Annotated in this window: 9 protein-coding genes; 4 read left to right on the top strand and 5 right to left on the bottom strand. The window is 37.1% G+C overall.

Annotated elements, in window-relative coordinates; translation table 11 throughout:
- Positions 1–15 precede the first annotated feature (15 nt).
- Together LKL37_RS17930 and LKL37_RS17925 are read left to right on the top strand one after the other, a co-directional pair.
- Complete coding sequence (locus LKL37_RS17930) at positions 16–1,221, top strand: metallophosphoesterase family protein (protein WP_431611842.1); 1,206 nt, start codon at positions 16–18, stop codon at positions 1,219–1,221.
- A 3-nt stretch (positions 1,222–1,224) separates the two neighbouring features.
- The gene (locus tag LKL37_RS17925) at positions 1,225–4,260 is read left to right on the top strand and encodes an AAA family ATPase (RefSeq protein ID WP_431611841.1); all 3,036 of its coding nucleotides are present in this window, start codon (positions 1,225–1,227) and stop codon (positions 4,258–4,260) included.
- 47 nt (positions 4,261–4,307) lie between these two features.
- Here the strand turns inward: LKL37_RS17925 and LKL37_RS17920 are convergent, their stop codons facing one another.
- From LKL37_RS17920 to LKL37_RS17905, 4 genes are all read right to left on the bottom strand, one after another.
- Positions 4,308–5,135, bottom strand: coding sequence for a universal stress protein (locus LKL37_RS17920; protein WP_431611839.1), 828 nt, complete (start codon positions 5,133–5,135; stop codon positions 4,308–4,310).
- Between the two features lie 45 nt (positions 5,136–5,180).
- Complete coding sequence (locus tag LKL37_RS17915; protein ID WP_431611838.1) at positions 5,181–6,593, bottom strand: inorganic phosphate transporter; 1,413 nt, start codon at positions 6,591–6,593, stop codon at positions 5,181–5,183.
- A gap of 371 nt (positions 6,594–6,964) precedes the next feature.
- Positions 6,965–7,990, bottom strand: a complete 1,026-nt coding sequence (locus LKL37_RS17910; RefSeq protein ID WP_431611837.1) for an LLM class flavin-dependent oxidoreductase — start codon at positions 7,988–7,990, stop codon at positions 6,965–6,967.
- Between the two features lie 308 nt (positions 7,991–8,298).
- Positions 8,299–10,437 (bottom strand): DPP IV N-terminal domain-containing protein, encoded by a 2,139-nt coding sequence (locus LKL37_RS17905; RefSeq protein WP_431611836.1) that lies wholly within the window; start codon positions 10,435–10,437, stop codon positions 8,299–8,301.
- Between the two features lie 386 nt (positions 10,438–10,823).
- Between LKL37_RS17905 and LKL37_RS17900 the strand changes: the two genes are divergently transcribed.
- Positions 10,824–11,336: a YceI family protein gene (locus LKL37_RS17900; RefSeq protein WP_047377704.1), complete on the top strand. Its 513-nt coding sequence runs from the start codon at positions 10,824–10,826 to the stop codon at positions 11,334–11,336.
- Positions 11,337–11,415: 79 nt separating this feature from the next.
- Positions 11,416–12,243, top strand: coding sequence for a 4,5-DOPA dioxygenase extradiol (gene ygiD / locus LKL37_RS17895; RefSeq protein ID WP_431611835.1), 828 nt, complete (start codon positions 11,416–11,418; stop codon positions 12,241–12,243).
- Between the two features lie 75 nt (positions 12,244–12,318).
- On the opposite strand, the gene LKL37_RS17890 is transcribed toward ygiD, so the two are convergent.
- Positions 12,319–13,800 (bottom strand): S8 family peptidase, encoded by a 1,482-nt coding sequence (locus LKL37_RS17890; protein WP_431611834.1) that lies wholly within the window; start codon positions 13,798–13,800, stop codon positions 12,319–12,321.
- Positions 13,801–13,806: the final 6 nt, after the last annotated feature.

Genomic DNA, 13,806 nt, shown 5'->3' with positions numbered 1-13,806 from the left:
AACAATAATAAATTTATGAAAATTCTGCATACCGCCGACTGGCATTTAGGAAAAAGACTGAACCGCTTTTCACGACTGGAAGAGCAGGTTTTGGTAATGGAAGAAATCATACACATTGCTGATGAAGAACATGCAGATCTTATTCTTGTTGCCGGTGATCTTTTTGATAATTTTAATCCAAGTGTAGAGGCTGCTGAACTTTTTTATAAAACATTAAAACGTTTATCATTGAATGGTAAACGTCCGGTAATCGCTATTTCCGGTAATCATGATTCTCCCAGCCTAATCAATGCTCCTGATCCTTTGGCAAGGGAATGTGGAATCATTTTAATAGGTCATCCTAAAGCTGAGATCACACCTTTCGGTACAGAATACTTTAATATTACCAACTCCAAAGAGGGTTTTATAGAACTTAAAATTGAGGGTATAGATTTCCCTGTAAGAATTCTTCACACTCCTTTCGCGAATGAGATCCGTCTAAAGGAATATTTTGGCGAAAATAAAGAGGAAGAAATCAACAAAGTTCTTTCTCAGACATGGAAAAATCTTGCTGATCAGTTTTGTGATGATTCCGGGGTGAATCTTCTGACCGCTCATTTGTATATGAATAAAAGAGGTGCAGAAATGCTGGAAGAACCAGAAGGAGAAAAGCCTATTAAAATCGGAAATGCAGATTTGATTTTTTCAGACAGTATTCCGGAGCAGATTCAGTATACAGCATTGGGTCACCTTCATGCTTTTCAAAATATCGGAACAAAGGAAAAACCTGTTATTTATTCATCTTCTCCCCTTTGCTACAGTTTCAGTGAAGCTGGGCAGAAAAAGTATGTTTCTATTATTGATGCAGAGCCGGGAAAAACAGTTTCTTACGAGAAAAAAATACTGAAAAGCGGAAGAGCTTTAGTCAGAAAAACATTTACTTCCATCGAAGATACTGTTCAATGGCTGGGTGAAAATCCGAATACGTTTATTGAGCTTACGCTGGAAAGCGAGACTTTTTTAACTGCTGATGAAAGAAGATTAATTTATCAATCTCACAACGGAATTGTTCACCTTATCCCTAAAGTCAGCAATCTGGAATTGGGAGAAAATCAAACCCATGAAATTAATTTAAGTCAGGATATTGATATCTTATTCAAGGATTATTTTAAGTCTAAAAACGGCGGACAGGAAGCCAATGAAGAACTGATGAATTTGTTTAACGAAATTTTAAATGCATAAGCCATGATCCCTGTTCAATTAACTATAGAAGGACTTTACTCGTATCAGGAACGTCAGACGATTGATTTCCGAAATCTTACCGAAGCCGGACTGTTTGGTATTTTCGGAGCGGTGGGTTCCGGAAAATCTTCTGTTCTTGAGGCGATTTCGTTTGCTTTATATGGAGAAACGGAGCGTCTGAACATGCGGGATAAAAGGGCTTACAACATGATGAATTTAAAATCAAACAGTTCTTATATAGAATTTGATTTTGTGAATTATGAGAATAAATTGTTCCGCGCCACCCGTGATTTTAAGCGAAATTCAAAAAAATTCGAAGAGGTAAAACCTAATGCGGTTACTTTTTATGAGCATATCAATGGAAAATGGATTCCTTTAGATCATTCCAATGCAGAAGCTATTATTGGTCTAAGCTATTCCAACTTCAAAAGAACCATCATTATTCCGCAGGGACAGTTTAAAGAATTCCTTGAATTAGGTGCCGCAGAAAGAACGAATATGATGAAGGAGATCTTTAATCTTCAAAAATTTGACCTTCAGAACAATGTTTCTGCGCTTAATGTAAAAAACAGATCTGAACTGGATCAGCTTGAAGGGCAGTTAAAAGGTTTTGAAGAAATCAATGAAGAGAAAATCAAAGTTCAGAAAGAGCAGCTGACCGAAGAACAGAAACTTCTTTCTGAATCTAATGAAAAACTGGAAAAGATTTCCCAGACTTATCAACAGCTGAAAAACTTAAAAAGTGACTTCGACGGTTTACAGCAGAATAAAGAAAAATTCAATCAACTTTCCGAAGAAAAGCCTCAAATGGATGCTCTCGAAGCACAGGCGGAATTATATGACCGAACTTTCAGACTTTTCAATCCTTTAATTATTGAAAAAAATAAACTTTCAAAAGAGATTTCGGACAAACGAAATGAGAAAGAACAGCAGATCAAAATCTGGCAGGAAACTGAAAAAGCTTTTAATCTTATAAAAGAACAACTTACAGCTCTTGAGCCACAGTTTAAAGCTTTGGAGCAATCCAGAATCCAGGAAAACGATTTGAACCTCATCATTCAAATCATGAAGTTTTCGGAAGAAGTTAAAATTCTGAATGAAAGAACGCAGAAAGGTTCTGAGAAAGTAAAAGAAGTTGATCTTCACAAAGAGAAGATTCAAAAGAAGATTGATGAACTTTCAGCACAAATAAAAACTTTAAAGGAACAAAAACTTGATTCTGCGCTGCTTTCTGAAGTGGGCAACTGGTTTATTCAGCAAAAGAACCTAAAAAAATCACTGCAGGAACAAACCGAGAAGATTGAGAAACATCAAAAACAGATCGGAGAAATTGCAGAAGAATTAAAACCTTTTGATTATACCGAAAATTATAAAGAAGAGTTCAAAAGCAGGAAAGAAGCTTTAGAAACAAAGAAAAAGGAACTTTCACAGAAACTGGATCACCTTAAAATTCAAAAAGAACTTTCCCGTTTTGCCAGTGAACTTCATGATGGTGAAAACTGTCCTCTTTGTGGTTCTAAAGAACATCCGCATATTGTAGAATTTCATGATGTGAATGCTGAACTGAAGGAAATTCAGGAGAAAATAACTTCTGTAGAACAAGAAACGGCTGCTATTCAAAAGCAGGAAGCAGAAATTGATAAAATTCTGGACCGTAAAAAAATCTTTGAAGAACAGCTTCTTTCGGAACAGAAAATTGTCCTTCAGATTCAGGAAAATATTGAAAAACATATCCTGAATTTCACATGGAAAAACTTTTCTCCTGATCAGGAAAAGGAGTTTGAGAAAAAACGTGCAGATTCTTTTACGCTGGAAAAAAAGATTGAAGAAACAGAGCGAAGCATTGCTTTGGAGAGAGAAAATCTGGAAAAGGAAACTAAAACTCTGGAAAAGTATAAAAGTGCTCTGGAAGCTTTCCGTTTGGAGGAAGTTTCAAAACAGGAGCAGATCAATATCAGCCGTTCCGGTCTTAAAATCCTCGACTGGAATCTGTATGCTCAAAAAGAAAAAACTGAGATTGAAGAAACCTATCAAAAGCTGGTACAATCCAACAAAGAAACTGAAGAAAGTTACCAAAAAGCATTAGAGCAGGAAAAAATTCTTTCACCAAAATTAGCAGAACAAAAAGCGATTGTCAGTCAGTCTGAAAAACAGATTGCAGAACTGGAGAAGGAAATTTCCGGTAACGAAGAAGCGATCGTCAAAGCTTTGGCAGATCAAAATTTCACAGAGTTTAAAGAGGTTGAGCATATTTTACTTCAGGAAATCGATATTCAACTGGTGAGAGCCAAAATTCAGAATTTTAAAGTTGAGTTTGAAGCTTTAAAGAAATTCATTGGAGAACTGGAATTGAAGCTGAAAGGTCTTTCATTCGATAACGAACAGTTTTCTCTGGCTGAACAGCAATTTGTTGAAGCGCAAAATGAGCAGAAAAAAATCAGTGATTCTGTAGTCACAAAAACCGCTGAAATAGATCGATTAGAAAAGGAATTTGTAAAAAAAGAAAGCCTTTTAAAAGAACTGGCAAAACTTCAGAAACGCTCAGAAAATTTAAAACTCATGATGAACCTTTTTAAAGGAGCGGGTTTTGTGCAATATGTTTCTTCTATTTATCTGAGACAGCTTTGTGATCATGCGAATGTTCGTTTCCACCGGATGACGAGAAACCAGTTGAGCCTTCAGCTTAATGAAAATAACGATTTTGAAATCATTGATTACCTCAACGAAGGAAAAAGCAGAAGTGTAAAAACGCTTTCTGGAGGACAGTCATTTCAGGTCTCGTTGAGCCTTGCTTTGGCTCTGGCAGAAAGTGTTCAGGCCAATGCACAGGCAGATAAGAACTTTTTCTTTATTGATGAAGGCTTCGGAACCCAGGATACAGAATCTGTGAATATCGTATTTGAAACCCTCACCAATCTGATGAAAGAAAACAGGATTGTAGGAATTATCTCTCACGTTGAAGAGCTGAAAGAGAAAATCCCTACAGCTCTCAATATCATTAAAGACGAGGAAAGAGGAAGCCTGATTGAAATTGTATAATTAATCTTTAACCTCAAAAGACATTCAACTAAGGCTGGCTTGAAAATTTATGCATGAAGAATCAATACAGCCTTCACAGATTTGTTCAGGATCTCGTCTACAGTACTACCGGAGAACAATCGGTAAATAATATTGTGATTATGTTTTACCAGACATAAAATATCTGTTTTATTGGTTTCTATAAAATCAATAATTCCGCTTGATGGTTTATCATCCTCAACGTAATGAAAGGTGATTTCCACAGAAGAAAGCTGATCTTTTAATTTCTTTTCTCCATGTTCTATGGTTCTAGCAGCTGTATCTTTGTCCGAAATATGAAGTACTTCCAGCTTTTTAGGATCGGAAACTTTAAGGATCTGGTTCAATGCTTTTATATCCCTTACGGATAGTTTTGTGGTTTTATAATCAGCAGCCAGCGTGATAACAGGTGTTGGATGAAGTATACTTTCCGCAGGAACAATTAATGTCGGAATCCGCATTTTGCTAATAGCTAAACTGGCATTGCTTCCTATGATTCCTTTAATGCCTGTAGCTCCCGTCATTCCCATTACTAAAAACGATACATCATTATATTCGATGTATTTTGTAATGACATTTCTTAAAAAGCCAACATCACAAACGGTTTTAACCGGAATATCTTTATATTCGCTGTTATTACAGAAGGTTTCTGTCCATTCTTTCAGAGCAGATCTTTTTCTTGCATAGTAATCTTCAATAAAAATGGCGTTGTATGTACTATTATTGATCCCTTCCGTAGGATGAATGGCATTCAGCACTGTTACTTTCATCTTTAAGGTTTTAGCGAGGGACAGAGCATACAACAACGCATTACCTGCGTTGTTTGAAAAGTCTGAGGCAACTAATATTTGTTTCATTTTTTTTCGGTTTTAATAATAATCACTGAACTAAAAAATCTGCCATTAAATAAACAGATGGAAACATATAAATAACAGTAAAGATAATACAATAGATACCGGTAAAGTAAGCACCCAGGCAAGACCGATACTTTTTAATGTAGCTGGATTAAGGTTACTTTTACCACCAGAAGCCACCATAGAACCTGCTATACCACTTGATAAAACGTGCGTGGTACTTACCGGCAATCCCAGAAATGTACTGATACCGATAGTAGATGCTGCAACAATTTCGCTGGAGGCACCCTGTGCATAATTCAAATGTTCATTTCCTATTTTTTCACCAATGGTTACTGCAATTCTCTTCCAGCCTATCGTAGTTCCCAACCCGAGAGATACGGAGATAATAATAATGACCCATAGAGGAGCAAATTCGGTTAATTTTTTAAGTTCAGAAATCTGGCTGCTAAGTATTGCCCTGCCGGATTCGTCAATAGCTATGGCTTTATTTTCGTTCAGTTTTTTCAGAGAATCAACAAGGTTGTCTACCTGTTTTCTAAATCTGTAGGTAGCCGCTTTGTCTTTTTCATTCTTATGGATCAGATTCTCTTTTACATTTTCAACAGCCAGATTCAATGTCTTAAATTCTGCTGTATTTCGAGTATTTTGAGCAGCTGCAACCTGTAATGTATGTTCTGTTGTATTTAGGATGGAAACAATCTTATCATTAGGAATATCATGATTAATTGCAAATTGGGCAGGCATGAAAGCAATCAGAATCAGCATAAAAAGCCCTACTCCTTTTTGTCCGTCATTACTACCGTGAAAAAAGCTTACCAGAGTACAGGTTGTTACTAAAATGGCTCTTATAGCAAAAGGAGGTTTGTCATTGGCTCCTGTCGGAATATGGAAAAGCGTTTTATAACGGATTACATATTTGAAAAACCACATCAGCAGGACAGCTAAACAAAATCCTACTATAGGGGATAAAATGAGCGACATCCCAATTTCTTCAGCTTTATGCCAGTTCACTCCTCCTCCATAATACCAGGTAAATCCTAACCCGGCACCAATCAAAGCCCCAATCAGGGTGTGAGAACTGGAGCATGGTATTCCAAAATACCAGGTTCCCAGATTCCAGATGATTGAAGCCAGTAGAACAGCCAAAACCAAAGAGGCTCCCACAGCAATTGGCAGCGTTATGAGCGTATCCATAGGGACTAGTTTTAAGATTCCCATCGCTACGGCAATTCCTCCAGTAAAAACTCCCAGAAAATTCCAGAAACCGGACCACGGAATTGCAATAACAGGTTTAAGGGCTTTTGTATAAATTACGGTAGCCACAGCATTTGCTGTATCATGAAAACCGTTTACAAACTCAAAAGCCACAACGGCTACCAGACACAGGATGAAAATAATGACAAGGCCTGTACTGAGATCCGGATCCACTGAAAAAAATAGGATATTGTTTAAAAGCATGGTTTTTTGTTTAGATTTTGGAATAACTGGATCAACAGAGCGTCCAGAATGTTGAGAAATGAAACCATCGGAAAGGTATCATAAGAACGATTTTTTGAATAGTAATAGACTTTAGAACATCCAAACGACCTTTTGAACAAACCGGCTGTAGAAATAAACAGTTTGTCACCAGTACAATACAAAGTTTGTATCATGCGGATTATAGACAGGTCAATCATTAATAGCTATCGCTTTGTTTCATCACTGTAAAGAAATGAAGTTTAAAAGATTACGATGTTAATAAATGATTAACTGTTTATTATATTTAAAAAATAAGAAAATAAAAAAGGAGACCTTTTATGGTCTCCTTGTCATATCTGTAAACATTCCTGTTATAATCCTTGTACAGCAGGCTTTACTTCTTTTCCGAATAGCTCAATAGATTTCATCATCACATCATGTGCAGGATCTCCCACATCCATGTGCCCGATAAATCTGGTGATTCCGAAAATTTCTTTCATATAAGCAATTTTGTCTGCTACTTCTGCCGGACTTCCGATAAATAATGCTCCATCTTTGCTTCTTCCACCATCATACTGTGCTTTTGTGTAAGGCGCCCATCCTCTGGAAGATCCAATTCTGTCCATCTGAGATTTATAGTTATGAAAATATCCATCCACCACTTTCTGATCATCACTTACAAATGTATGAGAATGAACCGCAATCTGCATCTTTGAAACATCATGTCCCGCTTTTTGGTATTCCTGTTTGTAGAATTCAATCAGATTTCTAAACTGAATCGGCATTCCTCCAATAATGGCTACCACTAAAGGCATTCCAAGCTGTGCTGCACTTAAAACAGACTGTGGAGTTCCTCCAACGGCTCTCCAGATTGAAAGCTTTCCATCATTTTTTGCTCTTGGATATACGGTTTGGTTTTCCATTGGAGCACGAAGTTTCCCTGACCAGCTTACGTTTTCCTCAGAATTAATTTTCAGTAATAATTCTAATTTTTCGTCAAATAGCTGTTCATAATCATTCAATGAATAACCGTACAACGGAAATGACTCTATGAAACTTCCACGTCCGACAAATATTTCTGCTCTTCCGTCTGAAATAAGATCCAGCGTTGAAAAATCTTCATATACTTTTACCGGCTCCGAAGAACTCAAAACAGTAACTCCACTGGCCAGTTTTATATTTTTTGTAATACTCGCAGCTGCTGCCAATATGATCTCCGGAGAAGAAACAGCATAATCCGGACGGTGGTGCTCTCCCATAGCGAAAACATCAATTCCTACCTCATCCATTAATTTTACCTGATCCAGTATTTCACGGATCTTAATTCCTGCATCTCTATATTTTCCGGTGGACTGGTCTAAAGCCAAATCCCCGAACATTCCTATTCCTAATTCCATATTGTTGATTTTAGTGATACAAAAATACCACTATGAAAAATCAAAAACATTGATGTTTGTTAAGATCGGAAGTGTTGAGAGAAATGGATAGTGCTTTTGTTGGATAGTGCAAAGGCGCAAGGAATTTTTATCTTTATACTGTTTTAAGACGCAAGAAAATCGAAGATTTTCAGCAAAGATTTGTGCATATAGCATAAAATCCTGGCGTCTTACAATATGAAGTATTCAATAATCTTGCGCCTTTGCGTTTTCCAAAAAAAGAATAGTAAAACAAAAAAATCCAGTCTAAAATAGACTGGATTATAATATTATTTCTTCAGATACAAATCAAAATAATCTGTGATTTTCTGCATCAGGTGAACTCTGTCTTTCCCGATCACATTATGCGGATGTCCCGGATATGTAAAGTAATCCAACTGAACCCCATTATCCACAGCAGATTTAATGAATTTAATAGAATGCTGCCATACTACTACATCATCCTGCGCTCCATGAATCATCAGTAATTTTCCTTTCAGGTTCTGAACTTTATCTAAAAGGTTTGCTGCTGCGTATCCCTGTGGGTTTTCCTGTGGAGTATCCATATATCTTTCTCCGTACATAATCTCATACATGCTCCAGTCGATTACCGGTCCTCCTGCGACTCCTACTTTGAATACATCCGGCTTACGAAGCATGAAGCTTGTTGTCATAAATCCTCCGAAGCTCCATCCATGGATTCCCATTTTTTCTCCATCTACATAAGGAAGCGACTTTAAGTATTCCACTCCTTTCATCTGGTCATTCATTTCTGTAGTTCCCAGATTTCTGAATACAGCCTGCTCAAATTTCAGTCCACGGTTAGAAGAACCCCTTCCGTCCATCGTGAAAATAATATACCCGTTCTGAGCCATATATTCGTACCATAGGTTTCCTGAAGCCGGGAAAGTATTTGTGATCAGCTGTAAGTGCGGTCCGTTGTACAGATAAACAATAGTCGGATATTTTTTATTTGGATCAAAGTTGGTTGGAAGAATGATCTTTCCGTACAAAGGAGTTCCGTCGTCAGCCTTTAATGTTACATTTTTAATTTCCGGTCTCTGATAATTTTTTAATGGATTTTCAGAAGTAAGGATATTCGTAGATTTTAAATTGGAAGTATTGATAATATTGGCAACTCTGGGTGAGCTTGCATTGCTGTAAGCATCATACAGATAGTTTCCGTCACTGCTCAATGTTCCGATGTGCATTCCTTCTTCATTGTCCAGCCTTTGCATCTTGAAATTCGTCCAGTTGATTCTGTATAAATGTCTTTCTAAAGGTGTTTCTTTAGTTGAAGTAAAATAGATTTCTTTTTTCTTTTCATTAAATCCTAAGATATCGGTTACCAGCCAATCCCCTTTTGTGATCTGTGCTACCAATCCTTTTTCAAGGCTGTAGTGGAACAAATGATTATATCCTGTTCTCTGGCTCTGCCAGATGAAGTCTGTGTTAGAATTCGGGAAGAAAGTAAGTGGATGCTGTGGCTCCACATATTTACTGTCTGTTTCTTCAAATAAAGTTTTCACCAATTCTCCTGTAGCAGCATCATACTGATTCATTTTCATATGATTCTGACCTCTGTTCAGAACCCCTACAAAGATATATTTTGAATCCGGGCTCCATGTAACGGCCGTCAGATACTGATCTTTTTCACCTTCCACTTTTAAGAAAGTAGTAGCTTGGGTTTTAATATTGAAAACCCCTAATGTCACCTGGTGAGAAGTCTGACCAGCCATTGGGTATTTGATATTGTGATTTACAGCAGGCGTTACAGACCAGTCGATGATTGGGTAATCTGCTACCATGCTCTGATCCATTTTATAGAAAGCTACACTTTCAGAGTTCGGAGCAGGGAAAATTCCTGTATCAATTCCGAATTCATTTCTGTGAACGGCCTGCCCGCTGATGATATTTTCATTAGTTTCGTTGGTTACAGGAATGGTTTTCCCGTTTCTGTTGACAAATAAATTATTCTTTGTTGTGAAGGCAAAAGTCTGACCGTCACCAAACATTTTCACGTTCGCAGCATCCTTATCAATGGTAGCTGTGCTTTTTACTTTCCAGTCATTTCCTGATTTTTCAATCCACGACATTTTACCACCAGTCGTAAAATATCCATTGGAATTTCCTGTAAATTTAATAGGTGGAACAGCTTTCAGCTTATCATTTGAAAGGTTTCTGTTCAGTTGGTTTAACGAGATCAGCGTATCCTGCTTGTTGGTTTTTAAATCTGTTATCAGATAACCACCTTTTACTGCCTGGATATAAGATTTTCCGTCTGCAGCCCATGAAAACTGGGAAATATTTTTCACGGCAAGGTTGGTTCTCATTCCATTTACAGCCTCCGCCATGGTAAACTTCTGGGTCTGGGCAAATGCTGAACTGCCTAAAACCAGCATCAATAAAGAAAATTTATGTAATTTCATTGTATAAAATTGAATCCATCAAAAATAAGAAATAAAAATCATTCGTTAAGAAATGTTAAATTAAAACATTCATAAAATGGAATTCATTCACTAAAAGAAATTATTCCTTAACTTAATAGTAGAATTTTTAAAGGTGAAAATTAAATGAGTCAATCGTGAATTCTCAATCCGCTTTGCTTGTCAATTTTTTATATTCCAAAAGACATTGATCATTTACTTGCGAAGCAAAATTGACAATTGAAATTGATAAAGTTGATTCAACATTCAAAAATAAAAAATCGATGATTTTAAGTGTAAACTGCATTTCTTATCCTATATCAATGACTTGTATATATTTTCTGTCCTAAATTTGCCTCATTAATAACAAACAAAAAATACAAAATACAATGGCAACAAAATGGATCTTAGACCCAACGCATAGTGAAATTACTTTCAAAGTAAAACACATGATGATCTCTAACGTAAAAGGAAGCTTCAGAACTTTCACCGCTGAAATTGAATCTGAAGATGAATTCTTTGCAAATGCAAAAACTACCGCTACTATCCAGACGGATTCTGTATTCACAAACAATACAGACAGAGATAACCACTTAAAATCTGCAGAGTTCTTCAATGCTGAAGTACATCCTACGATCACTTTTGAATCTCAGGCATTAAATAATGCTATCGTTGGAAATCTTACCATCAATGGAATTACAAAACCTGTAACGCTTGATGTAGACTTCGGAGGAATCAACGTAGATCCATGGGGAAATACAAAAGCAGGTTTCTCTTTTGAAGGAAAAATCAGCAGAAAAGATTTCGGATTAAACTGGAATGCAGCTCTTGAAGCAGGAGGTGTAATGGTAAGTGATGATGTAAAAGTAGCTGGTGAATTACAGTTTGTAAAACAAGCATAGTAAATAACATATATTACAAAAGGTTCAGGGATTTTCTAAAAGCCTTGAACCTTTTATTTTTTTATAATCTTCAATATTTATGAACCTCAACGATCTTCAAAATATAAGCGACGGTTTCAAAAACACACAGAGAATGCCTGTTTTATTTCTTGGACATGGTTCACCGATGAATGCCATTGAAGAGAATCAATTTGTACAGGGTTTTCGAAAAGCTGCTTCAGAAATCCCAAAACCCAATGCAATTCTTTGTATTTCTGCTCACTGGTATACAGCCGGAACTTTTGTAACAGCCATGGATATGCCCAAAACCATTCATGATTTTTATGGTTTTCCAAAAGCACTTTTTGATGTGCAGTATCCTGCTCCGGGAAGTCCGGAACTCGCTAAAAAAACCGCAGAATTACTTCTTCCTGTAGATGTGGTAGAAGACCACAGCTGGGGACTGGATCATGGTGCATGGTCTGTTATCAAACATATGTATCCTGATGCAAATATTCCGGTGATCCAGCTAAGCATTGATCATACAAAGCCCCCACAGTATCATTACGATCTTGCCAAAAGGCTGAATAAGCTCCGTGAAAAGGGTATTTTGATCATTGGAAGCGGAAATATTGTGCATAATCTTCGTCTTATCGACTGGAAAAATATCAATACAGTGGGAGCCGGCTGGGACTGGGCAGTGGAAGCTCGTGAAAAAACCAACAACTGGCTTCTGGATGGTAATTTTCAGAATATTATTGATTATCAGAAACAGGGAACTTTCTTACAATACGCTGTTCCTACCCCTGATCATTATCTGCCTTTATTGTATACGTTAGGGCTGAAAGATCAGTCTGAAGACCTTACTTTATTCAATGATGAGCTTATTGGCGGATCATTGAGTATGACCAGCGTAAGGATAGGATAGTTTGTTCTATATTAAAAATAAAAAAGGAAATAACTCAGCTGAGCTATTTCCTTTTCTTTTTTATGGAATTATTTTTTATTGTACCGCTTTCAGAACATTGATGTTTCCATAGCCGTAGCTTGAATTTACATTGGGATAGTATGTAGCAGACTGTCTCATTTTGTTAAGTACCTGCTCTCTTGTCCATGATGGATTTTTAGCCCACACCAAAGCTGCAATTCCAGCTGTAGCGGCTGTAGCTACTGAAGAACCGCCCACATAATCAGCTTGTCCGTTGTAATAACTCAATACAGGAACGGTATTTCCAGAAGGTCTTTCCATCTGGAAAGTAAAGTCGATCTGACTTCCTGAGTGACAAACATCACATTTTTGGTTAGAGGTATTCTCTTTTACCCCTGTAATTGCCTGCGTTTCTGACATTGATGCGGGGAAAATTACCCCTACAAAATTAGTAAAGCTGGTAGAAGTACCTCCGGCACAGAAAATCAGTTTTCCTTTAGAATAAGCATATTTAACACCGTCTTCTATTTTTCCGACAGAGAAGATATGCCCCATCGACATAGAGATGATCTTCACACTGGTATTGTTACCCAGATCTGTAAATGCTGTTTTTACAGCAGTCTGCTCACTGGAAGTTTCCAGGACAACATTTTCTGCTGCTCTGTAGGCAATCAGATTGGCATTATAAGCTACTCCTACAGGTAATCCTGCATTATTTCTTGGAGCAGTCATAACAGAAGCCATTTTTGTTCCGTGTCCACACTGATCTCCGGATCCGTCTGAATTATACACTCCGAATTTACTGATGGTTCTTCCTGAAGATGCACCATTATTAAAACTCCCTCCCAACAAAGTTTGTTCTGGGGAAACCCCTGTGTCAATAAGTCCTATGGTAACACCTGCGCCTGTACTGTAGCTCCAAGCATCAGGAATATTGTGCTTTGCGAAAGCCCATGGAATTTTTGCACTTGGTGTTGTAGACGTATAGTCTGCTGCATTTAATGTTGCTGAAGAAAACCCACACCCTGATGAACCGCTTCCTGAAGATTTTGCTGCGGCATTATATTGAGCTTCAAATTCAAAATAATGATAGTCTGCCGGCTCTACGTATCGGATGTTTTTCATTTGTCGAAGAGCAGCAATGGTTTCTTCTTTTTCAATCACAACATCCATCTGATTAAGATACTGATCTGAAAGAAGAAGGAAATTTCTTTCATCTTTTTCTTCATATTTTCTGATGACAGAAAGAACTTCTTTTTCCATATCACTGCTGTTTGGAGATTTACTTCTGTCGAAATCATCTTTAGAAGCTCCAAAACCAATAGATACCATTTTGTTTCCACGGAAAATAGCACTCCATACGAAATGATCGGATTCATTCTTCCAATTGAAAGTACCGTCCGTTTTGATAGCCTGATTAATCCTTTCATTGATCTGCTTGGCAGTCAGTGGATCTTTCTGAGTCATTTCTGTTTTTACATTTTCGTTCTGAAGTTCTTCTCTGGAACACGAGTTTAAAGCAAAAAATATTGCCAGTAGGAATACAGTTTTTTTCATATGTTA

Source organism: Chryseobacterium sp. 'Rf worker isolate 10' (assembly GCF_050753305.1).
GTDB lineage: Bacteria > Bacteroidota > Bacteroidia > Flavobacteriales > Weeksellaceae > Chryseobacterium.
The sequence above is the reverse complement of the archived record's forward strand: the minus strand, read 5'-3'. Positions and strand labels throughout refer to the sequence as shown.